Here is a 22,276-nt window from a genome sequence, read left to right as displayed (position 1 = left end):
GTAATTTCGTCAAATATATATTTTTTTTAGAAATTCTTAACATTCGTCTAATATTTTTTTAATCTCTGTTTTTACTGTCGATCAAAATGGTTACTGGCCCATCATTCAGGAGATTAACTTTCATATCGGCACCAAAAATTCCGGCCTGTACTTTTTTGTTAAATTCCTTTTCCAGAGATTGTAGAAAACGCTCATACATCGGGATGGCAAAGTCTGGTTTTGCAGCTTTTATATACGAAGGGCGGTTTCCTTTTTTGGTAGAAGCATGAAGCGTAAATTGGCTCACGACAATAATATCTCCGTCGATATCCTGAACCGAGCAATTCATGACATCATTTTCGTCTCCAAAAATTCTCATTTTAATGATTTTCCCCACCAGCCAATCAATATCCTCCTGATTGTCTGCGTCTTCAATTCCTAGCAGAATTAATAAGCCTTTTTGAATATCAGCTACTTTTTGATGATCGACTGTGACTGATGCTTCCGAAACTCTTTGCAGAACTATTTTCATGTGAATTATAAATTATAAATTGTGTTGACAATATAACATTCTCATACATAATTAACAATTTATAATTAACAATTATTTCCTCAATTCATCACTTGCTTTTCGATCCTCGTCATAAGAATCGGTACGATAGTTTTCGTCATCTCCTTCGAGTATTTTCAAATAACTATTGTAACGTGACCAGGCAATCTCATCGCGCTCTAAAGCCGCTTTGATTGCACAATGCGGTTCTTCTTTATGCAAACAGTTGTTAAATTTACATTGGTCTTTTAGTCTGAAAAACTCGGGAAAATAACCACTTATTTCAGAAGGTTCCATATCAACAATTCCGAACCCTTTAATTCCCGGTGTATCGATAATTTTTGCGTTAAAAGACAAATCATACATTTCGGCAAAAGTGGTGGTATGCTGGCCTTGTTTGCTGGCCTCCGAAATGGTTTTGGTTTTAAGATGCAAAGAAGGTTCCATTGCATTTACCAAAGTCGATTTTCCCACACCCGAATGTCCGGAAAACATACTGACTTTGCCTATCATCATTTCTTTTAGCTCTTCAACACCTTTCATTTCTGTGGAAGAAACACGAAGGCATTGGTAACCTATTTGCTGATACACATATTGCATGTACAATTGATCTTCAAGTGTGGCTTCATCAAAAGTATCGATCTTATTAAATACCAAAATGGTTTCAATATTATAGGCTTCGGCAGTAACCAAAAAACGATCAATAAAATTAAAGGTAGTGGGCGGATTATTAATCGTAATCAATAAAAATACACGATCGATATTAGACGCGATAATATGCATTTGATGCGACAAATTAACCGATTTACGAACGATATAATTTTTTCTTTCGTGAATATTAAAAATCGTTCCGGTTACAGCATCTGAGGTTTCCTCCAGTTCATAATCGACAATATCACCTACAGCAATAGGATTAGTACTTTTAATACCTTTCATCCTAAACTTCCCTTTCATACGGCATTCTATAAAATCGCCATTTTCTGATTTTACAGTGTACCAACTTCCTGTAGATTTATATACGAGTCCTGTCATTCTTTATTTTTAGATTGCTGATTTTAGTTTTTAGATTACACTTTGAACTAAAAAATAAAAGGCAAAATTACGTTTTTAGAATTGAACAACGCAACTTCGCCTTTTAAAATTAAAGACTTACCCTTAATTTGAAAGATTTACCAGCTAATTTCGGCCAAAATCTCATTCTCTTTAACTTTCCCCAACTGAATCGTTTTTAAAGTTCGGGATGTTTTTCCGGCCTTAGTGGTATAAATTTCAACCATAATTGTGGCCGGACCGTCCTCTGTTAGTTTCGTTTCTCCAAAATAATTGGTTTTAATCTGATACTTTCCTTTCACCGCATTTCGAATTAAATATTGCTCCGGACCATAACCCTGCGTGAAATCTTTGGAAAATCTTCCTCCAATTTGTGTTGAAGTGTGACTGTAGTAACATTCCTCATTCGTTGGCTCGATAATATGAAGGTCTAAATCGACATCCATTAAATTCCAGTTCATGATAATTCGGATATCCACCGGCATTTTAGCGAGGTATTTCTTGTCTAACTTGCCTGTTTTTATTCCTTTATGTTCTGCTGTCAAACGGTTAACATCCATTAAAATAATATCTTCCACACCTTCATACTGCCCGCTCATTTCTCCATAATAATTTACTTCCAAAGCTTTAATCAACTGATCAAAAGCTTCCTGATATTTTCCGGCATCTTCCAGTGCCAGAGCATAATCTCTTAAACTTTGTGGTTCATGAACACGCCATTTTGCTACCTGTTTTGCAGTAAACACAGCATCATCATAGTCCTTCCATTGGCGTAACGTATAGGTGAGTGTTTTATAAAGCTGATGATTCTCTAAACCTAAATCGGCAATATTGCTAAGTACCAACAATGCTTTTTTAACGTCCCCCTGATTGTAAAAGAAATGGGCCACATCAAAATAAAAACTCGGATTTCTTTCCTGTGCTTTTCTTAGTTCCAAATACAAATCGTACTGTTTTTCTTTTGGGGCTTTGGCTAAAGCTTTCAAATACAATCGGTCCGGATTCCAGATTTTATCCTCCTTTTTTAAATCACCTGCATAACCATTTGAAAAATTCAAACTTAAAGTATCGGTTACTGAATTATTAAGTCCTGCTCCTGTCGTATTGGGTGTTTGACTAATCGGAACTCCTTCTACTTTTCCAGCAAGTGTCTGTACCAAATTATTTGTAACTCCCTGCGCAACTGATTCTCTTATTAAAACATCTTCAGAAATTACTTCACGCCCAACTTTTTTATCTTTGATTTCTTCTATTACTCTTTCAGACGCTCCTGCCACCACAGGCGTAACAAGTTTCATCTGATCTACTTTTGGCGCAGCTGGCGGAGAGGCAGCGCTATCCACATTGTTATCTTGCACAATTTCTACTACCCGTCCTGCTCCAACGGGTTCGTCTACCGCTAAAACAGCATCAGGATCACCTTTAATTCTTTGATTTGCATTCTTCTTTTTGTATTTAGCAAAAGCCTGTAAACTCGTTTTAACATCTTTTTTCCACCAGCTATTTAGTCCGTCAAAATAACTTTCAATACTCTCCCAGTTACTTTTTTGCTGCGCCAAAGTGCTATCGTGCTCCTGTTTTTTAATTCGGTCAAACTCGGCACGCAATTCAGCCGGTGGTATAATATCATAGGAAATGTAATCGCGGATATCTTCCAGAACAATCAGTGAAGTATTTTTCGTTATGATTCCGTATTTCTTGCCCAGAAGTTCGATTTCGTCAGCATTTTTTGCATATTCAAAATCAAGATTGGCTATTTTTTTCTGCGCCCAGAGCTTTTCAATATTTACATCATTGGTATGCTGAACGGCAGCATCTAAAGTGATTTTTCGCGCTAACACCCCTTCATTATTATACCCAAACAACAAGGTAATTTCATTTTTTGGATTTAAAGAAATCCCCGAAAAACTAAAATTTCCCGAAACCGAAGTTCCTTCTATCGGAAATAAATCGGTTACCGTTAAATTCTCTTTTATTCCCAAAAATTTCAAATTCGTATGCAGCAGTTTATCTAAGGCTTTCTCCACATTAATCTGGTTTAAATTGATAAAATCACCAGCGGTCTGCATTGCCGAATAATTTAGAAAAGTAAAATCAGCCGAAACCGAAGAGGTAATGGTATAAATTGATTTTTTAGTTTTCGGTAGGACATTTTCACTCAAAGAAGATAATCCGTCTGTAAAAAACAAATATTCATCCTCACCGGCAAAACTGAGTTTCGAAAAACGGGTTCCTCCATCGTATTTTGTTTTTTCTAAAACGGCTTTCAAAGCCTCCCAATTTCCGTTGGAAACGACATATTCCTGTTGTTTCTCGAAAGTATAATTCAAAAAGTAAAGGGTAACTTTTGTGTTTTTTATTTTCTGGAAATAAGCATTTAACAAATCCAGTTCCTTTTTTAAATCTCTATTCTGACAGCTCAGTGAGTTATCCCAAATTAAACCAATCGAAGCCGGTGCTTTTTTCACTGTTCTATTGCCTTGTACAAAGGTGTTTCCATAAAAATAATGCTGCCCGCCAACATTTTGCATCAAAACATTTGGGATGCTTTGCTGTAAAGGGATTTTAAGAACTATTTTTTCTGCGGGCTGATAGTTTTCTTTTTTGATGGAAGCCTGAAAAGACTGCTCCCATTTTGAAAAAGTAATTTCGTTTCCTGAATTCTCCGCAACAGTTGGCGCCGTTGCAGCTCCTAAAACCGCTACCTTAATTTCAAACTGATCTATTTTTTTGGGGAAACGGCTCATCAATTGGTACGCCAGATTGTCTTTATCAAAAGCCGAAAGTTCTTCTTCGTAACCAATAATCACGGTACGTTCTCCATTTGGCAGCAACGGATAAATTCTGGTTCTAAAATTATTCCCCTCTACTTTCTCTAACAATCCCGGGTCAACACGACGGTGTTCGATGGCTTCAAAAACCTGTTTGCCTTTATTTTTATTTACCGGAACTGCCTCACGCATTTTTCCGTTGATATCAATCGCATATCGGGAAACCGAAACATTTTCCGGCAACGGAAAAATAAGCTCCGCTTCCATCTGACGGGTTCCTGAATTAAAAAAGTGCATCTCGGCCGTGGTATAGGCAATGTTCCCTACCACTTTTACATTGACGAAAAGTTTATTCATTCTCACTTTTTCGGCATCCTCTCCTTTAACAGTTAGTTCCGGACTTTGTGCTAAAGCTTTTGTTCCAATAAATAGGAAGAAAAAAAACAACACATTCAGATTCATTCGAAAAAAGCCCGACGCAGACGAAAACAATTTTGACTTCATGACACAAAAATTTAGGTTTATATTAGTATAGAGTACAAAAAACTTCAAAAGGTTGGGAAGGTACTATATATTTCAAAAAAAAATCTCCAAAGCCCGAAAGCAAAGGAGATTTAATGTAAAAAAACAATCTATTTTTAAAATGATGACCTAAGAAAGTACAGAGTAGTCTTTAAAAAACTCCAATAACTTATATCACTTATATGTTTTAGAAAAAATTAGGCATTGAATACTTTTTCCTGGTGACCAATACTTTCCTGGTGAATTGCTTTGAACATTCTCAAAACAAACTCTTCAGTAAGTCCTTTTTTCTCTCCTTCTAAAATCATTTTCCCAAGGATTTCATTCCAACGGTTGTTTTGAAGAATTGCAACGTTTGCATCTTTTTTCACCTGCCCGATTTCATCCGCTACTTTCATACGTTTTCCTAGTAACTCTAATAAGTTAGCATCCAAAACGTCAATATTCGCTCTTAATTTTTTCATTTTTTGGTTGTACTCGTCTGTAGTATCATCCGTTTTTCTGATCGTCAAATCTTTAATGATCTGTTTCAAAGCATCAGGAGTCACTTGCTGAGCAGCATCAGACCAGGCATTGTCCGGATCGTAATGCGTTTCGATAATCATACCATCGTAATTCAAATCCAGAGCCTCTTGTGTTACTTCAAAAATCATGTTGCGATTTCCTGTAATATGAGACGGATCGATGATTAATGGTAAACTAGGGAATTTATTTTGCAATTCGATCGCAATTTGCCATTCCGGAATGTTTCTGTATTTTGTTTTTTCGTAAGTCGAAAATCCTCTGTGAATTACTCCTAATTTCTCGATTCCGGCCATATGTAAACGTTCCACACCACCTAACCATAATGCTAAATCTGGATTTACCGGGTTTTTAACCAAAACGATTTTATCAGTACCTTTCAAAGTATCAGCAATTTCCTGAACCGCAAAAGGGTTTGCAGTAGTACGGGCACCCACCCACAATACGTCGATATCATGCTCTAAAGCCAATTTACAGTGCGCTGCAGTTGCTACCTCAGTCCCCATCAATAAACCAGTTTCTTTTTTTGCTTTTTGCAACCATTTCAAACCAATTTCTCCAACACCTTCAAATCCTCCCGGACGCGTTCTTGGTTTCCAGATTCCCGCTCTGAATACACTAACTTTTGAATCTTTTAATTCGTGTGCGATCTTCAACACCTGATCTTCTGTTTCTGCACTACATGGTCCTGCAATCACAAGTGGGTGATTTAAATTGAAATCTTCTAACCACTTTCTCATTTCTTTTTTATTTTCCATCTTTTCTTTAGTTTATTTTTTAATTGTTAATCCGTTTAGTATCTCTTTAATTTTATTGGTGCTTTCCATTTCTTCAAAAATGGCACTGTAATCTTCTTCTTTTAACAAATCCCTAAACCGACTGAGATTTGAAATGTATGCTTCTAACGTTTCCAAAACATACTCCTTATTCTGCTCAAAAATTGGCGTCCACATTGCCGGTGAACTTTTGGCCAAACGAACGGTACTCTCAAATCCACTTCCCGCCATATCAAAAATATCCTGTTCGTCTTTTTCCTTATTCATTACCGTTTTCCCAAGCATAAACGAGCTAATGTGCGACAAATGCGAAACGTAAGCAATATGTTTGTCGTGTGAAACCGGATCCATATAACGTATCCTCATTCCTATTTCGGCGAAAAGCTTTAGAGCCTTCTCCTGCAGTTTAAAAGTTGTTTTTTCCACTTCACAGATAATGTTTGTTTTTCCTTTAAACAAACCTCTTATCGCTGCCGAAGGTCCTGAAAACTCAGTTCCGGCGATTGGATGTGTGGCAATAAAATTCCGTCTCTTTGGGTGGCTTGCTACTACATCACAGATTGGTTTTTTGGTCGATCCCACTTCAAAAACGATTGTTTTGTCGCCCACCAAATCCAGTACTTTAGGCAAAACTGCAAGTGCCACATCTACAGGAACCGAAACAATTACAAAATCAGCTCCCGCCAAATCTTCAAAATGTCCTTCCTGATCAATAACACCCAAATCAATTGCTTCCTGCAAGTGTTTTTCGTTACTATCAATTCCAAAAATAAGAGCATTCGGATGTCGATCCTTGATATCCAATACCATTGAACCTCCTATTAACCCTATTCCTATTACGTATACTTTCATACTATTTCTTTAATTTCCAAGTTCTAAAATTCCAAATTCCAACTATAAGGACTTCGCCTTTGCTCAGTCTGACAAACTGTGTCAAACTTCCTGTCTCCCTGAGCGAAGTCGAAGGGCTTTCCTAACTAGAGCTGGCTTCGACTTCGCTCAGCCAGACAATCTGGATAAAAATCTTGATTCTTGATTCTAAAATCTTAATACTTAAAATCGATCTATCGCTTCTTGTACTTTTTCTTCTTTTACACACAACGAGAATCTGATGTATCCTTCGCCATTGCTTCCGAAGATGGTTCCCGGTGTGATAAAAATGTGTTTTTCGTACAATATTTCGTCAATGAATTTCTCTGCTGATGCTATTCCTTCCGGAAGTTTTGCCCAGACAAAAAGTCCAACTCCTGCTGCATAAACTTTGCAGCCTAGTTTTTCTGCCAGTTTTTCTGTTAATTCTCTACGACGTCTGTAAATTTTATTTTGATCTTCAAACCATGATTTATCGCAATTCAACGCAGCCACCGCACCTTTCTGAATTCCGTAGAACATTCCGCTATCCATGTTGCTTTTTACTTTTAAAACCGCATCGATAATTTCAGGATTTCCTAAAACCATTCCCACTCTCCAGCCGGCCATGTTGAATGTTTTACTAAGCGAATTCAATTCTAAAGCCACTTCTTTTGCTCCTGCAACCTGCAGCAAACTCATTGGGTTATCATTCAGAACAAAACTATACGGATTGTCGTTGACCAATAATATCTTGTGTTTTTTAGCAAAAGCAACCAGTTTTTCAAATAACGCTAAACTTCCTCTGGCTCCTGTTGGCATGTGCGGATATCCCAGCCACATAATTTTTACCTTCGAAAGATCCAATTTTTCTAAAGCTTCAAAATCCGGCTCCCAGGCATTTGCTTCTTTCAGATCATAATAAACCGGAACAGCTCCAACCAAATTGGTTACCGAAGTATAGGTTGGATAACCCGGATTCGGAATCAGAACATGATCGCCTTCGTTTAAAAACGCCAGCGAAATATGCATTATCCCTTCTTTCGATCCCATCAAAGGCAAGATCTCATTATTCGGATTCAACGCAACACCAAACTGATTCTGATAAAAATCAGCCATTCCTTTTCTCAATTCCGGTAATCCCTGATAGCTCTGATAGCCATGTCCGTTTTCATCCAGAATCGCTGCGGCTACCGCTTCAATTACTGCTTTTGACGGACTCAAATCAGGGCTTCCGATTCCCATATTGATAATAGGTTTTCCTTCAGATTGTAGCTGACGAACTTCTCTTAATTTTGAGGAGAAGTAGTATTCTTCAACTGTATCTAATCGTTTTGCTGTTGTTATCATTTTTAATTTGCTTTAGGCTCTTTTAACTTTCTATTTTAATTGGAATTTCAAAAATTGGAATTTCCTTTTTTATGGTTTTGTATTTTTATATTCTCCTAACACTTTAAAATATTCTGCCATAATGTTTAATAACGATTTGGCTTTTGCAAAATCTTCGTATTTCTCGAATGTTACATCTACGAAAAACGAGTATTTCCAGGGTGTTTCAATTTTTGGAAGCGATTGAATTTTTGTCAAATTCAGTTTGCAGTCGCTCATTACATTTAAAACGGCTGCCAGACTTCCTCTTTTGTGATCCAATTCAAATTTGATTGAGGCTCTGTTGATTTCATTTTCCGGCAGAAATGAATTCTGTTTTTTAATAATCACAAAGCGGGTCATATTGTTTTTAATGGTTTGGATTTCGGGAGCGATAATCTCTAAATCGTACATTTCAGAAGCCGTTCTACTGGCGATCGCTGCTATTCCTTTCAATTGATTTTGCTGAATTCTTCTGGCAGTTTCCGCGGTATCTTTATCCTCAACCAACTTAATATTTGGATACTGTTTCAGGAAATCCATACATTGCAATAAGGCCATCGGATGGGAATGAACCTCTTTTATATCCTCAATTTTCTGACCTTTTAAAGTCATTAAGTTTTGATGAATATTCAAATAATGCTCCCCAATAATGTGAATATTATTCTTGTCAATCAAAGCATAATTCGGGATAATTGGCCCTGCAATCGAGTTTTCAATTGCCATTACTGCCTGATCTGATTTTCCTGAAAGCAGACTATCAATTAATTCTTCAAAAGACAAACATTCATCAATATCCACGTTTTCAGAGAAATACTCTTTCACTACCTGATGATGAAAAGATCCTTTAATACCTTGTATTGCAATTTTCGTTGTCATATATTCAAAAAAAAATCCTGATTTGCATCAGGATTGTATATTAGTTTTATTTGTTTTAAAATTTTTCTCAAATAACCATAGCACAATCCTCACTTCTACTAAAGAAGAAATAAAAAGAGTTGCTAAAATAAAAACGGTTATTAGTCATTTTGTTTGTGTTTTTCAATAAATACTCTGCGAATGTATAAATTATTTTTACCTCACCAAAAAAAATAATACATTTTATGAAACAAAAAAGGATTTCTTAACAAATTTATGATGTTTTGTACGATAATATAAAAATATCTGCTTAAAATGAGATATTTACAATTGCGTTTTTGAAAATTCTAAGTTTTATTTGTCACGAATTCACCAATTTGCTTTAAAAACAACCATGATTCGAAATGGTTCGTGAATTCTTGACTACTAAAAAATCTTTAAAACAATCCTGAAACCGGTTTGTTCACAATCCCAATTTTAGTAGAATCAAAGTTCATTTTTTGCTGTAATAACGAAGCATAAACACTTCTGAAATCAATTTCATATTTTAAATCTCCGTTATCCAGATTAGACAAATCAGGATTGTTACCTAAAATTGTTCCTTTATTACTTCCTCCAATGATAAACATTGGCGCTGCAGTTCCATGATCTGTACCGTTTCCGTTATCTTTTACGCGTCTGCCAAATTCAGAAAACACTACAACGGTTACATTCTGAAGCAACTTCGACTGTTTCATATCCTGATAAAAACTATACAGAGCGTCATTCAAATCCATTAATTTCTTTTCGTGTATGGCCAGCTGATTGTCGTGAGTATCAAATCCGCCTAACGAAGTATAGTACACTTTTGAATTTAAGTTGCCTTTAATCAGTCTGCCAATCCATTCCAGATTCTTCGATAATTCTGTCTTTGGATAACTGATTTCCGATTTGGATTTCGCCAACGCTTTCTGAATTTCATCAGATCCTTCGGTAACCGAATTGGCTATTTTCCGAACAAAATCCAATTGTGGATTATCCGACAAGGTTACATTTTCTTCTCTATCCGCTTTTACTTTAAACCGATTTGGATCTTTTACCGTGATAAAATTTGGTTCATTTCCTTTCAAGGCCAGATTGTCTATCGAATCCAAATTTATTCCTGCCGTTGCCTGATGCCCGTTGCACTGTAAATCCAGATAACGTCCTAACCAGCCTTCGTTGTTGTATTTATTAGAATCTGTGGCCGTCTGCCAAATCTCCTGACTTCTAAAATGCGACCGGATGGGTTCGGGATATCCAACATTTTGAATTACGGTCAGATCTCCATTTTGCTGCATCTGAGCAAAATCTTTTAAAGCCGGATGAAACGCCATTCCTTTATTTTTCCCGACAACCGCATCTTTGTTCAACGCTATTTTAGTGCGCAAATCATAATACAGCGGATTATCGTACGGAACAAAGGTATTCAAACCGTCATTTCCTCCATTTAACTGAACAAACACCACACATTGCTCGCCAATTATCAAATTAGGTTGCGAACCAAATGCATGTAAAAAATCAGGAAGCACCAGCAATCCGCCAGTAAGTGTTCCTGTAAGCGTTAGAAAATTTCTTCTGTTCATAATTACAGCTTTCTAAATTAATTGATATTCGGGCAGTTTGCTGATGTAATTAAAGAGTCGGATTACAGCAAAATTGGCATGTTCCTCCTTTGGATCAAAATCGTATTTAAGTAAATTCTCCATGTCTTTTTGCACCGAATCACTTACTTTAAACAATAACCTGTTGGACAGATCAGTGATGATTGTTTTATTATTTCCGTTGGTATCAAAGTCAATTTTTACTTCGATTTTTTCAAATTCTGATTTTGGTTTTTCAGCTTCGGCAGTCATCGTATTCAAGACTTTTCGGGTAATGCTTCTCCCGCTGCAAAGCAAATCGGCTGTATTGTTGCGCTGCAGGTAAATTTGAGAAGTGAGCCAGGAGTTGCCGCCATCCCAACCTTTTACATTAACCTGATTGTACAAATCCATTCCTTGCTGCTTCAGAAAGAACAAAATCATCCCATCGTCAAGATCGTCGATATGCAATTCATCCAGTAGCTGCAAAATATAAACCAACGGATCTTTGATTTTCGTTCCTGAATTTTCTTTTTTATATTCTTCGGTAAAAATCTTGGTCAATAAAGGCTGAATTTCAAACTTCACCTTTCTAAAGTAATCCCCATAATAGGTCACCAAATTTTCGGGTGGATTATCATAAACAAACCATTCAAGGATTTTTCGGGTAATCAGATAGGGAATGTTTTTCTGTTCAAAAATAATATCGACCAGATCATCTGCTTTCCAGTTTCCGGTTTTACCAAAATAGGTTTTATCGGTGTCATCTTCGGCAAACTTCCTGTAGGCAGCTCTGTTGTCTCCATAATTCAGCCCCGCCAAAGCTCTTGCTCCGTTTTTAATATCGCTTTCGGTGTAGTTTCCAATTCCAATGGTGAACAGTTCCAATAATTCGCGACTAAGGTTTTCGTTGTATTTCCCTTTTTTGTTGTCGACATTATCAAGATACTTCACCATTGCATTCGATTTTAGGATTTGCTTGGTGAGTTCTTTAAAGTTTCCAAAAGCATGTTCCCGAAGAATCATATTGTGCTGGTAAATCCAGTAGTTGACTTTTACTTTTTGCGTGGTGGACACAAAATGATTGTGCCAGAAGCAAACCATGTTTTCGCGTAACGGAAATTCGTCATTACGCATTTTGCCAATCCACCATTTTTTTAGTTCTACTGCCGAATAGATTTCTTTCTTGAGGACTTTCTTTTTTTCTTCTGAATCTGCAGTTTTAATCGATTCTCGAAGTTCTTTGAGTTCTAATAGTGTCTTGGGATCATCCTCTAAAAAAGCGGGGAGTTGTGTGTCAAATTTGGATTCATAGGAATGTTTTAGAAATTTTTCTAATCCCAGTTTTTCAATTGCATCGGATTCTTTTCCGGAAAAACCCAATCGTAACGACCAAAGATTGCTTTTTTTCATAATTCAGAAATTATTACAATAAGACTTGACTTTCTATTAAAGGTTTAATGGAAGGTTCTGAGGTGCTTAGATACTGAGGCGCTAGGGCTTTAAATCTTTGGTAATAATTTAAACGGGGAATTTTTGGGGATATTGTCGTCTTTAAAATTATGATTTTCTTTAATCTATTCCAGAATTTTACAATTTACACCGAGCCTATCAGCTTCAACTAAAAATTCTTGCGCAATAATTTGGCCTTCTATCTCAAGAATAATACTATGATCATCCAAAAGCATATCTACATTTCTTTTGCAATCTGCCAAAGACATCCCTAACTTTTCATTCTGCAATTTACTAAGAGCTACTTTTTGAAGTCCTTCTCTCCAACTTTCTAAAATCACTTTTACCATATTCCTAATTGAAGATTAAAAACTCATTTACAAATTCCTTTTTTTCATCAACATATAAAATGTATCTACAATTACTAAATTCCTGTTCTTGCTGATAAAGATCTAATCGAATTTCGATACATGGAGTCGGAATGAAATCATGATCTAATAAAATCGAAATAGATTTTGGAGAAATCGTATTAAACTTAACATTCTCATATTCTTCGGCATCTATATTTTGAAAATATTTCAGAGCAAGCTTATACAACTCCTCTTTATCTTCAAGTGTTTTTTCTAATAAACTCATTTTTTTCAATTTTAAGTTAACCCAGCTAGGATCTAAGTGGAAATCCTCTTGATTTTTTCTTTAAAAATAAACAATAACAAAAAAAGCAGCTATCCTTACGATAACTGCTTTTATATTTTAAAAATCTAAAATCATTAAGATCCACACATTTCACAATCTTCAGGATCTGCTGCTTGTGCTTTTAAAAGCATTGCTTTATAATCCTCAACGCTGATTGCTTCCGTTTCTGCAACTAATGTTGGAGCTATTTCTTCTTTTTTATCATTGTTCAGCGTGAACTTAATCGCATCAACTGCCGATTTTGTTCTTAGGTAATACATTCCTGTTTTTAAACCTGACTGCCAAGCGTAGAAATGCATTGACGTTAGTTTAGAGTAGTTAGCATCCTGCATGAACAAGTTCAAAGATTGTGATTGGTCAATGAAGTAACCTCTTTGACGTGACATATCGATAATGTCTTTCATCGACATTTCCCAAACTGTTTTATAAAGATCTTTCAGGTCTTGCGGAATAATATCAATATTTTGAACGGATCCGTTATGACGCATAATTTCCTGTTTCAAATCTTCGTTCCATAAACCAAGTTTTACCAGATCTTCCAGTAAGTGCTTGTTTACTACGATGAATTCTCCAGACAATACACGACGTGTATAAATGTTTGAGGTGTACGGCTCAAAAGCTTCGTTGTTTCCAAGAATCTGTGAAGTCGAAGCTGTTGGCATTGGCGCAACCAATAATGAGTTACGAACTCCGTGCTCCATTACTTCTTTTCTTAAAGATGCCCAGTCCCAACGACCTGATAATTCTTCATCTTTCAATCCCCACATATTGTATTGAAATTCTCCCTGAGACATTGGAGAACCCGCAAAAGTTGAATACGGTCCTTCTTCTTTCGCCATTTCCATAGAAGCGGTTACGGCTGCGAAGTATAATGTTTCGAAAATTTCCTGATTTAATGCTTTTGCCTCATCACTTGTAAATGGCATACGCAACATGATAAAAGCATCTGCTAAACCTTGCACTCCTAATCCTACCGGACGGTGACGCAAGTTAGAATTTTCTGCTTCTTTAACCGGGTAGTAATTTCTGTCGATTACTTTGTTCAGGTTACGGGTTACACGTTTGGTAACATTGTAAAGTGCTTCGTGATCGAATTTACCGTTATCAATAAACATTGGCAACGAAATAGACGCCAGGTTACAAACTGCAATTTCATCTTTAGAAGTGTACTCCATAATTTCAGTACACAAGTTAGACGAACGAATGGTTCCTAAGTTCTTGTGGTTTGATTTACGGTTTGCCGCATCTTTGTACAGCATATAAGGCGTTCCGGTTTCGATTTGTGATTCCAGGATTTTCTCCCATAATTCACGTGCACGAATCGTTTTTCTACCTTTTCCTCTAAATTCATAGTCCAGATACAATGCTTCAAATTCTTCTCCGTAAACATCATACAGACCAGGACATTCGTTAGGACACATTAACGTCCAGGTAGTATCTTCCTGTACACGTTTCATGAACAAATCTGAAGTCCACATTGCGAAGAATAAATCTCTCGCACGCATCTCTTCTTTTCCTGTGTTTTTCTTTAAATCTAAGAAATCGAAAATATCAGCATGCCAGGTTTCGATGTAAATCGCAAAACTTCCTTTACGTTTTCCACCACCCTGATCTACATAACGAGCGGTATCGTTGAAAACTCTCAACATCGGAACAATTCCGTTTGAAGTTCCGTTTGTACCACGAATGTACGATCCGGTCGCACGAACGTTATGAATAGAAAGACCAATTCCTCCCGCTGATTGCGAGATTTTAGCCGTTTGTTTTAAAGTATCATAAATACCATCAATACTATCATCCTGCATGGCCAAAAGGAAACAGGAAGACATTTGAGGTTTTGGAGTCCCCGCATTGAACAACGTTGGCGTTGCATGCGTAAAGAACTTTTTAGACATTAAGTCGTACGTCTCAATTACCGATTTTAAATCGTCAAGGTGAATACCAACCGAAACACGCATCAACATATGTTGTGGTCTTTCGACGATTTTACCATTAATTTTTAGCAAATAAGAACGTTCTAAGGTTTTGAAACCAAAATAATCGTAATTAAAATCTCTTGTATAAATGATATGAGAATCAAGGAAAGCAGAGTTTTCCTGAATTACTTTAAATACTTCATCCGAAAGCAACGGAGCGTCTTGTCCGTTTCTTGGATTTACGTAATTGTACATATCCTTCATCGTTTCTGAGAACGATTTCTTAGTATTTGAATGTAGATTTGAAATTGCCACACGTGCTGCTAATTGTGCATAATCAGGATGCGCAATAGTCATAGAAGCCGCCGTTTCTGCCGCAAGATTATCTAATTCAGAAGTAGAAACCCCATCATACAATCCTTCGATAACTCTCATCGCTACCTTAACAGGATCTACAAGTTCATTTAAACCATAACACAATTTTTTGATTCTTTCTGTAATCTTATCAAACATTACCGGCTCTTTATGGCCATCTCTTTTTACTACATACATAAGCTTACTATTTTAGTTATTGAAAAAATGAAAGACTCTGGAATAACGATTCCCAAAGCTTAAACATTGTGTGTTTTTAAATTATTTTTTGAGAATTGTAGGATTCTCAATAGTTATCTGATTCCAATCCGAAAAACAGATTGAAAGGCATTAAAAATTGTTCTTGAATCAACTATTGGGGATGAAGATTCAATCTTAAAAATGATTTATTCTTTTTTAGCGTTAGTGGCCACTAAAATGATTCCTGTTGTCTAAAAATCTGCATCAAATGAAATTTTCTGAGCATCACTGTCGGTGTTCATCACACCCGATTTTTGATACTCTGCAACACGTTTTTCAAAGAAATTAGTTTTTCCCTGAAGAGAGATCATGTCCATGAAGTCAAACGGATTCGCTGACCCATATACACGCTCACAACCTAATTCTACTAATAATCTATCCGCAACAAACTCTAAATATTGCGTCATTAAAGTAGCATTCATTCCTATTAAACTTACCGGAAGAGATTCTGTTACAAACTCTCTTTCGATATTTAAAGCATCAACAATGATTTCTTTAATTCTGTCTTTTGGTACTTTATTTACTAAGTGGTGATTGTGCAAGTGTACTGCAAAATCACAGTGCACGCCTTCGTCACGTGAAATTAGCTCGTTAGAAAAAGTCAAACCTGGCATTAAACCACGTTTTTTCAACCAATAAATAGAACAGAAAGCACCTGAGAAAAAGATTCCTTCTACTGCTGCAAAAGCAATTAGTCTTTCAGCAAATGAATCGGATTCGATCCATTTTAAAGCCCATTCTGCTTTCTTGCCAATTGCAGGAAAAACTTCTAAAGCATTAAATAATTCTGCTTTCTCTGCTTCGTCTTTTACGTAAGTATCAATTAATAAAGAATACGTCTCACTATGAATATTTTCCATCATGATCTGGAATCCATAGAAAAATTTAGCTTCGGCATATTGAACTTCATTTACAAAGTTCTCTGCCAGATTTTCATTTACAATTCCGTCAGAAGCTGCAAAGAATGCTAAAATGTGTTTGATGAAATATCTTTCGTCGTCACTTAACTTATTATTCCAGTCTGTCAAATCCTGGTGCAAATCGATTTCTTCCGCAGTCCAGAAACTAGCCTCCATCTTTTTGTACCATTCCCAAATATCATGATGTTTAATAGGAAAAATAACGAAACGATTTTTATTTTCTTGTAATATTGGCTCGACTTGTGACATGAAATTTTACTTTAATTTTTATACTAAATTTTTGCTAATTCAGTAGACTACAAAGATTGTCATTTGTTGCCAAAAATAAAAGCCAAACTTATTCACAATCGGGCGTAGTTTTTAACAACAGCGAAAAATTGAGATATTTTTCATACAACAATTAAGACACTGTAAATGAGTAAATTAATCCTTACATTTACTGCTCATTTTGCTGTAGAATATAGACTTTTTAGAATAAAAAGCAAGAATTTTTTAAATGTTTTTAAAAGTTTTTTCCCTGCCTCTTCTCTCTTTTTCTGATCAATTTTTGAGTACTTCCCAGCAACGGTAATGGCTACCGATTTTTTAAGATTTTTTAAGTTCTTCGGCAACTTTTTCAAGCTCCAAATACCAGTCCTGTCCAAAGCGGCGAATTAAGGCTTCTTTGACAAATTTATATACCGGAACTTCCAACTCTTTACCTAACGAACAGGCATCGTCGCAAATATCCCACTTATCATAGTTCACCGCAGCAAACTCTGTAAAGTCTTTCACTCGTATCGGGTACAAATGACAGGAAACCGGCTTTTTCCAATCTACGATTCCCTGATTGTATGCCTGCTCGATTCCGCAAAGCGCAGTCTTGCCGTCAAAAATAACGTAGGCACAGTCCTTATTATCAATCAGAGGCGTTTCAAGATCACCATCCGTTCCTTTCACCCAGGTTCCCTGAGCTTCGATCGCGGCAATTCCTTCTTTTCGAAGGAAGGGTTTTACTTTAGGATAAATTTCTTCCAGAATTTTAGTTTCTGCTTCACTCAAAGGCGCACCGGCATCTCCGTCAACACAGCAGGCTCCTTTACAAGCTGACAAGTTGCACACAAATTCTTTTTCAAGAATATCTTCTGAAATAATGGTTTTTCCTAATTGAAACATGATACTTAAATACTGTAATTTATAAAGTGCAAAGATACGCAAAGAAAGCAGATATTCCTTTTATTCTTTGCTCACACTTGTCTGACCATTTTTTGCACAAAGGCCACATCGGAATCTTTTGCACAAAACAGCCTCAATACTTTACCCCAAACGCCTTGCAAATATGCAAAACAACTTACTTATTGTTACAAAAATCATTTTTTTAGACCATATTACGTGTTTTTATAACAAAAATACCCGTCGTTTCATATATCCTAAAAAAGCATTAACTTTATTATCTACTTTTGCACATCTCTTAACTCTAAATAAAAAAAATATGTTAGAAATTGATTTTAAGGAAATTATCACTGTTGGAATGGTACTTTTTGCCGTAATCGATATTGTAGGATCAATTCCGATTATTATCAATTTAAGAGCAAAGGTAGGACATATCGAATCAGAGAAAGCTTCAATCGTTGCCGGTTTGATTATGATCATTTTTCTTTTTATCGGAGAAGGCTTTTTACAGCTTATTGGAATAGATGTACATTCATTTGCCGTTGCAGGTTCCTTTGTATTGTTCTTTTTGGCGCTGGAAATGATTTTAGGTATTCGAATCTATCGTGACGAAGAACCGGGGTCGGCCTCTATTGTTCCTTTGGCCTTTCCGTTAATTGCAGGTGCCGGTACGATGACCACTTTGTTATCGCTTCGCTCTCAATTTCACACGATTAACATTGTCATAGCGATTTTACTGAATATTTTTCTGGTCTACTTTGTTTTGAAATCTTCTAAAAAAATAGAAACTTTATTAGGAGAAAACGGACTTGGTGTAGTTCGCAAGACATTTGGAGTCATCCTTTTAGCAATTGCTGTTAAATTATTTGCTGCTAATGTTAAAGGTTTGTTTGTCTAACATTTATTTTTATAAATTTACCCCATAAAATTTCTAAAATACAACTTTAAGATATTTTTCACATCGCGAAGTTCTACTTTATTATTTTAGACAAACAAACAACCATTATGAAAATCTTTACTTCTATCTTAGTGCTTCTGGCATTAGCTTTAATCGTTTTTAATATTACGTTGCTAGACTTCAAAAATCCTTTTCAGGGAGACAGTGTAGTAGCTTTTATTGGAATCGCTGCTTCATTTTGCGCCGTTTTAATTCTTTTGATTTTTAGAATCTCAAAAAGAATTGAAGAAAAAACAAACGGACGATAACACTATGTTTGACGTTTTAATTATTGGCGGAGGCGTTTCAGGCATGTCCTGTGCCCTCGTTCTGGGATCAGCTAAAAACAAAGTTTTTGCAACCGATAAGAAAATCGGGATTTTTACACATCAAAAAAACTCTTCACTGCAAGAGGCCATTTTTTACAATGCTTATGGCATTACACCAGGCAAACTAGGATCTGATTTGCTTTTGGAAAGCACAAAAGATTTGGCCAGCAGTTACCCACACATCACGCAGATCGAAAATGAAAAAGTAGTCAAGGTCGAAGGTGCTTACCCTGACTTTACAGTAACTACCAACAAAAACACATACAAAACCAAAAGTATTGTCGTAGGAATTGGCTCTGCGAATACTTTTGACATCGAAGGTTTGATGCACTATATCGAACCTCATAAAAAAGCACTTCCCGAAAAACAACGTATCCAGCTTAAAAACGACGACCACAAAGTTGCCGACGGTATTTATGTTATTGGGACTTTGGCAGGGTGGAGAAGCCAATTGGCCATTGCAGCCGGAAGTGGCGCAGCTGTTGCCACAGATATCCTTACTTTATGGAACAACGGCGTACAAACGCACGCACACGACAGCATTCGATAAAACAAACACACGGTTAAATAATACAAAACCATTAAGAAATTAAGAAACCCAGCTTTAAAGCGGGATAAACTTAATTTCTTAATGGTTTGAAACTTTTATGTTTTATTTTACCGAAACAATCTGGGTTACTTTAATATGATTTTCGTCTTCCGATTTCCAGATTTCTCCTTTGACCGAGACAATATCTCCTATTTTTAATACTTTGTAATTTTGAGGTCCTCCAACATTCACTATACTGATTGTTGCAAAATACACCTCTTTAGCATCCGTTGAGATTTTTGCCGTATAACCGTCTTTTCCCGACTCGATTGCATCTACTTTACCCGCAATCGTATTAGTATTACTTTTTGTAACCGTACAGGAAACGACAAGAACCATTACAACCAATAGTAAGCTTATTCTTTTTAGATTTTTCATACAGCTAGTTTAAGATTAAGACAGGGTGATTTAAAGCATTAAGCATTGCTTTTATTGCAATTGTGTACAGCTACCGGCAATCACTTTTAAATTCTCCTCAAATTGCTTCCAAACCCTGATATATCGAAAAGTTCCGCTTACGGGATTGTGATTAAAATTTCCTTTCAATAAAATTGTTACTGCTACTACAGCCGAATCATTAATTACAGTTATAATCTGATCCGAAGCTTCTAATACCTCAATTTGTATTTTACCCGAGCGATACGTATTCAAGTCAAACTCTTTGGTAATCGTTTGTCCGTCCGGTAAATTAAAAAGCAAATCATCATGCAGTACGTTTTCCAGAGTTGGAAGATCCGCATTTTTCATGGCCGTTAACAGTTCAATCTCAGCATTTACAACAGTTTCTATTTTCATCTGATAAAAGAATTAAAGATTACTTTTTTGGACTTAAAACTGCCTTGATCATGGCATCGTCCTTTAAAATGACGTCGTAGTAATACAATTCACCGTATAATTGTCTGGCAAATTCAGCGGTGATATAACGGTTTACCAAAGCTTTGGTTTTGTCAAATTTCAGGTCTAAACCAGTCAGCAAAACATAAGCTTTGAACTTTTTAAAATACAAATCAGAGCTTTTCATCTTTGCTAAAAACTCATTAAAATGAAGTCCTGCAAAAGCTCCTCTGTTTTTATCCAATTCTTCAAAAACAAAGTGCCCCACAATTCCGGTCTGCAACAAGTAAGCTACATTTTCGTTCCCGTGTTCTGCTTCTATTGGCACAAAAACATCGGGTACAATTCCACCGCCACCGTATACAATTTTTCCTTTTGGTGTTTTAAACTTTAAAGAATCGGCCACTTTTATGCTGTCTTTCGCATAAAGCTCTCCCGATTTTATTCGGCCTTCAGATTCTTTAAAATACTCATCATTTCCTTTTTTATACGGTTTTTGAATCGATCTTCCCGTTGGCGTATAATATCGCGCCACCGTTAATCGCACTGCCGATCCATCGTTGAAATCCATTTCACGCTGTACCAGACCTTTTCCGAAAGAACGTCGGCCAACAATGGTACCACGATCATTATCCTGTAATGCTCCGGCAAGAATCTCACTGGCCGATGCACTGTTTTCATTAACCAAAACATATACTTTTCCGGTCTCAAAACTACCAGCTTTTGTGGCATAGGTCTTTTCAGTGGTCCCGTTTTTATTTTTGGTAAAAACAATCAGCTGTTTGTCCTTGAGGAATTCATCAGCAATGGCAATGGCTTCTTCCATATAACCTCCGCCATTATCACGAAGATCGATAACAAGCGACTCGATTCCTTTTTGCTTCAATCTGGTCAAACCGCTTTTAAACTCATTAAAAGTAGTTTCGGCAAAACGATTGATTTTGATGTATCCGGTATTATTTCCAAGCAATAAAGAGGCATCGACGCTTTTGATCGGGATGACATCTCTTTTTACTTTAAATTTAAGTTTCTTCTGTTCTGATTTTCTAAAAACCGTCAATTCGATCTCAGACCCTTTTAATCCTTTTAACTTCGAGAACAAGCTGTCAGAAGGCAATCTGCGTCCGAATAATTTGGTTTTTCCGGCAAATAAAATCCGATCCCCTGACTTTATTCCGGCTTTCGCCGAAGGTCCGTTCTCAATTGGTTTTATGATCGCAACAGAGTCTTTGTACATATAAAAATTAATTCCGATCCCCACAAAGTCACCTTTCATGCTCTCGGCTACTTCGGCTTGTTCTGTTGGAGGAATATAAACGGAATGCGGATCTAATTTTGATAAGATATTATCGACTGTAAGGTTTACAATTGAATCTGTATTGATGCTGTCTACATATTCATTATTGATAAAGTCGATCAGTTTATTCAATTTGGTTTTGGAGTAATTTTTAGCCAAAAGCTGATCATCTGCGGGAGCATTCATCAGGCTTCCGAGAACTATACCCAGAGCTAAGGTGGCTCCGATAACGATTGGTAAATATTTTGAATTAAATTTCATTTACTCTTCTAAAACAGGAATATGTTCGACTTCGACACCTGCTTTTATTAAAAACTGAATTCCGGAATCGTCACGATATCCGTCATGATACACCACTCTTTTGATACCCGACTGATGTATTAATTTGCTGCATTCTTTACAAGGTGAAAGTGTAATATACAGGGTCGCTCCCTCACAGGATTGTGTTGACCTGGCCACTTTCAGAATTGCATTTGCCTCGGCATGCAGAACGTCCCAACGGGTTAGTCCTTCCTCATCTTCACAGCAATTTTCGAAACCAGATGGCGTTCCATTGTATCCATCCGAAATAATCATCCGGTCTTTTACGATGATAGCACCTACCTGCTTTCGTTTGCAATACGACAGCAAACTCCACTCTTTGGCAATCCTCAGATAAGCTTTGTCGTATTTATTTAATTTTTTTATCTCCATTTA

At 36.4% G+C, this 22,276-nt stretch carries 21 protein-coding genes; 3 read left to right on the top strand and 18 right to left on the bottom strand.

What is annotated here, in order from left to right; genetic code table 11:
* Positions 1-58: 58 nt before the first annotated feature.
* From dtd to ACN1CN_RS17925, 14 genes are all read right to left on the bottom strand, one after another.
* Entirely contained in the window at positions 59-511 is a 453-nt protein-coding gene (dtd, locus tag ACN1CN_RS17990; RefSeq protein ID WP_419136599.1) for a D-aminoacyl-tRNA deacylase, read from the bottom strand.
* Positions 512-583: 72 nt separating this feature from the next.
* Positions 584-1,561, bottom strand: coding sequence for a ribosome small subunit-dependent GTPase A (gene rsgA / locus ACN1CN_RS17985; RefSeq protein ID WP_264525442.1), 978 nt, complete (start codon positions 1,559-1,561; stop codon positions 584-586).
* A gap of 137 nt (positions 1,562-1,698) precedes the next feature.
* Positions 1,699-4,854: a VIT domain-containing protein gene (locus tag ACN1CN_RS17980; RefSeq protein WP_419136598.1), complete on the bottom strand. Its 3,156-nt coding sequence runs from the start codon at positions 4,852-4,854 to the stop codon at positions 1,699-1,701.
* A gap of 215 nt (positions 4,855-5,069) precedes the next feature.
* A complete protein-coding gene (locus tag ACN1CN_RS17975; protein WP_264525444.1) occupies positions 5,070-6,152 on the bottom strand; it encodes a bifunctional 3-deoxy-7-phosphoheptulonate synthase/chorismate mutase type II in 1,083 nt (360 codons plus the stop codon).
* 12 nt (positions 6,153-6,164) lie between these two features.
* Positions 6,165-7,022, bottom strand: a complete 858-nt coding sequence (locus tag ACN1CN_RS17970) for a prephenate dehydrogenase (protein WP_419136597.1) — start codon at positions 7,020-7,022, stop codon at positions 6,165-6,167.
* A 201-nt stretch (positions 7,023-7,223) separates the two neighbouring features.
* A complete protein-coding gene (locus ACN1CN_RS17965; protein WP_419136596.1) occupies positions 7,224-8,369 on the bottom strand; it encodes a pyridoxal phosphate-dependent aminotransferase in 1,146 nt (381 codons plus the stop codon).
* Between the two features lie 69 nt (positions 8,370-8,438).
* The gene (locus ACN1CN_RS17960) at positions 8,439-9,266 is read right to left on the bottom strand and encodes a prephenate dehydratase (RefSeq protein WP_419136595.1); all 828 of its coding nucleotides are present in this window, start codon (positions 9,264-9,266) and stop codon (positions 8,439-8,441) included.
* Positions 9,267-9,682: 416 nt separating this feature from the next.
* Positions 9,683-10,849, bottom strand: a complete 1,167-nt coding sequence (locus tag ACN1CN_RS17955; protein WP_419136594.1) for a DUF1501 domain-containing protein — start codon at positions 10,847-10,849, stop codon at positions 9,683-9,685.
* 12 nt (positions 10,850-10,861) lie between these two features.
* On the bottom strand, positions 10,862-12,259 hold the full coding sequence (locus tag ACN1CN_RS17950) for a DUF1800 domain-containing protein (protein ID WP_419136593.1): 1,398 nt from the start codon (positions 12,257-12,259) through the stop codon (positions 10,862-10,864).
* Positions 12,260-12,423: 164 nt separating this feature from the next.
* On the bottom strand, positions 12,424-12,648 hold the full coding sequence (locus ACN1CN_RS17945) for a hypothetical protein (RefSeq protein WP_419136592.1): 225 nt from the start codon (positions 12,646-12,648) through the stop codon (positions 12,424-12,426).
* 4 nt (positions 12,649-12,652) lie between these two features.
* Positions 12,653-12,934, bottom strand: coding sequence for a hypothetical protein (locus ACN1CN_RS17940; RefSeq protein WP_419136591.1), 282 nt, complete (start codon positions 12,932-12,934; stop codon positions 12,653-12,655).
* 134 nt (positions 12,935-13,068) lie between these two features.
* Entirely contained in the window at positions 13,069-15,462 is a 2,394-nt protein-coding gene (locus ACN1CN_RS17935) for a ribonucleoside-diphosphate reductase subunit alpha (RefSeq protein ID WP_419136590.1), read from the bottom strand.
* 251 nt (positions 15,463-15,713) lie between these two features.
* A complete protein-coding gene (locus ACN1CN_RS17930; protein WP_089054274.1) occupies positions 15,714-16,691 on the bottom strand; it encodes a ribonucleotide-diphosphate reductase subunit beta in 978 nt (325 codons plus the stop codon).
* A gap of 336 nt (positions 16,692-17,027) precedes the next feature.
* Positions 17,028-17,597, bottom strand: a complete 570-nt coding sequence (locus tag ACN1CN_RS17925) for a DUF3109 family protein (protein WP_264525455.1) — start codon at positions 17,595-17,597, stop codon at positions 17,028-17,030.
* Positions 17,598-17,913: 316 nt separating this feature from the next.
* On the opposite strand from ACN1CN_RS17925, the gene ACN1CN_RS17920 reads away from it, so the two are divergent.
* The 3 genes from ACN1CN_RS17920 (at position 17,914) to ACN1CN_RS17910 (ending at position 19,410) form a co-directional block, all read left to right on the top strand.
* The gene (locus tag ACN1CN_RS17920; RefSeq protein WP_264525456.1) at positions 17,914-18,492 is read left to right on the top strand and encodes a MarC family protein; all 579 of its coding nucleotides are present in this window, start codon (positions 17,914-17,916) and stop codon (positions 18,490-18,492) included.
* Positions 18,493-18,599: 107 nt separating this feature from the next.
* Entirely contained in the window at positions 18,600-18,800 is a 201-nt protein-coding gene (locus ACN1CN_RS17915; RefSeq protein ID WP_017496183.1) for a hypothetical protein, read from the top strand.
* 4 nt (positions 18,801-18,804) lie between these two features.
* On the top strand, positions 18,805-19,410 hold the full coding sequence (locus tag ACN1CN_RS17910; RefSeq protein WP_264526361.1) for an NAD(P)/FAD-dependent oxidoreductase: 606 nt from the start codon (positions 18,805-18,807) through the stop codon (positions 19,408-19,410).
* Between the two features lie 102 nt (positions 19,411-19,512).
* Here ACN1CN_RS17910 and ACN1CN_RS17905 read toward each other — a convergent pair whose 3' ends face one another.
* The 4 genes from ACN1CN_RS17905 to ACN1CN_RS17890 are packed head-to-tail and all read right to left on the bottom strand — an operon-like array spanning position 19,513 to position 22,273.
* Positions 19,513-19,827: a hypothetical protein gene (locus ACN1CN_RS17905; protein WP_419136589.1), complete on the bottom strand. Its 315-nt coding sequence runs from the start codon at positions 19,825-19,827 to the stop codon at positions 19,513-19,515.
* A 51-nt stretch (positions 19,828-19,878) separates the two neighbouring features.
* Positions 19,879-20,244 (bottom strand): nuclear transport factor 2 family protein, encoded by a 366-nt coding sequence (locus ACN1CN_RS17900; protein ID WP_264525458.1) that lies wholly within the window; start codon positions 20,242-20,244, stop codon positions 19,879-19,881.
* A 19-nt stretch (positions 20,245-20,263) separates the two neighbouring features.
* Positions 20,264-21,841: a S41 family peptidase gene (locus ACN1CN_RS17895; protein ID WP_419136588.1), complete on the bottom strand. Its 1,578-nt coding sequence runs from the start codon at positions 21,839-21,841 to the stop codon at positions 20,264-20,266.
* A complete protein-coding gene (locus ACN1CN_RS17890) occupies positions 21,842-22,273 on the bottom strand; it encodes a deoxycytidylate deaminase (protein WP_264525460.1) in 432 nt (143 codons plus the stop codon). It abuts the gene before it with no gap.
* Positions 22,274-22,276 lie beyond the last annotated feature (3 nt).

Origin of the sequence: Flavobacterium sp. T12S277, from assembly GCF_048514875.1 — a bacterium.
Taxonomy (GTDB): domain Bacteria; phylum Bacteroidota; class Bacteroidia; order Flavobacteriales; family Flavobacteriaceae; genus Flavobacterium.
The sequence above is the reverse complement of the archived record's forward strand: the minus strand, read 5'-3'. Positions and strand labels throughout refer to the sequence as shown.

Bases quoted from the DNA above. Each gene is read 5' to 3' on its own strand.
- dtd (WP_419136599.1), bottom strand. From the start codon at position 511: ATGAAAATAGTTCTGCAAAGAGTTTCGGAAGCATCAGTCACAGTCGAT.
- rsgA (WP_264525442.1), bottom strand. From the start codon at position 1,561: ATGACAGGACTCGTATATAAATCTACAGGAAGTTGGTACACTGTAAAA.
- ACN1CN_RS17980 (WP_419136598.1), bottom strand. From the start codon at position 4,854: ATGAAGTCAAAATTGTTTTCGTCTGCGTCGGGCTTTTTTCGAATGAAT.
- ACN1CN_RS17975 (WP_264525444.1), bottom strand. From the start codon at position 6,152: ATGGAAAATAAAAAAGAAATGAGAAAGTGGTTAGAAGATTTCAATTTA.
- ACN1CN_RS17970 (WP_419136597.1), bottom strand. From the start codon at position 7,022: ATGAAAGTATACGTAATAGGAATAGGGTTAATAGGAGGTTCAATGGTA.
- ACN1CN_RS17965 (WP_419136596.1), bottom strand. From the start codon at position 8,369: ATGATAACAACAGCAAAACGATTAGATACAGTTGAAGAATACTACTTC.
- ACN1CN_RS17960 (WP_419136595.1), bottom strand. From the start codon at position 9,266: ATGACAACGAAAATTGCAATACAAGGTATTAAAGGATCTTTTCATCAT.
- ACN1CN_RS17955 (WP_419136594.1), bottom strand. From the start codon at position 10,849: ATGAACAGAAGAAATTTTCTAACGCTTACAGGAACACTTACTGGCGGA.
- ACN1CN_RS17950 (WP_419136593.1), bottom strand. From the start codon at position 12,259: ATGAAAAAAAGCAATCTTTGGTCGTTACGATTGGGTTTTTCCGGAAAA.
- ACN1CN_RS17945 (WP_419136592.1), bottom strand. From the start codon at position 12,648: ATGGTAAAAGTGATTTTAGAAAGTTGGAGAGAAGGACTTCAAAAAGTA.
- ACN1CN_RS17940 (WP_419136591.1), bottom strand. From the start codon at position 12,934: ATGAGTTTATTAGAAAAAACACTTGAAGATAAAGAGGAGTTGTATAAG.
- ACN1CN_RS17935 (WP_419136590.1), bottom strand. From the start codon at position 15,462: ATGTATGTAGTAAAAAGAGATGGCCATAAAGAGCCGGTAATGTTTGAT.
- ACN1CN_RS17930 (WP_089054274.1), bottom strand. From the start codon at position 16,691: ATGTCACAAGTCGAGCCAATATTACAAGAAAATAAAAATCGTTTCGTT.
- ACN1CN_RS17925 (WP_264525455.1), bottom strand. From the start codon at position 17,597: ATGTTTCAATTAGGAAAAACCATTATTTCAGAAGATATTCTTGAAAAA.
- ACN1CN_RS17920 (WP_264525456.1), top strand. From the start codon at position 17,914: ATGTTAGAAATTGATTTTAAGGAAATTATCACTGTTGGAATGGTACTT.
- ACN1CN_RS17915 (WP_017496183.1), top strand. From the start codon at position 18,600: ATGAAAATCTTTACTTCTATCTTAGTGCTTCTGGCATTAGCTTTAATC.
- ACN1CN_RS17910 (WP_264526361.1), top strand. From the start codon at position 18,805: ATGTTTGACGTTTTAATTATTGGCGGAGGCGTTTCAGGCATGTCCTGT.
- ACN1CN_RS17905 (WP_419136589.1), bottom strand. From the start codon at position 19,827: ATGAAAAATCTAAAAAGAATAAGCTTACTATTGGTTGTAATGGTTCTT.
- ACN1CN_RS17900 (WP_264525458.1), bottom strand. From the start codon at position 20,244: ATGAAAATAGAAACTGTTGTAAATGCTGAGATTGAACTGTTAACGGCC.
- ACN1CN_RS17895 (WP_419136588.1), bottom strand. From the start codon at position 21,841: ATGAAATTTAATTCAAAATATTTACCAATCGTTATCGGAGCCACCTTA.
- ACN1CN_RS17890 (WP_264525460.1), bottom strand. From the start codon at position 22,273: ATGGAGATAAAAAAATTAAATAAATACGACAAAGCTTATCTGAGGATT.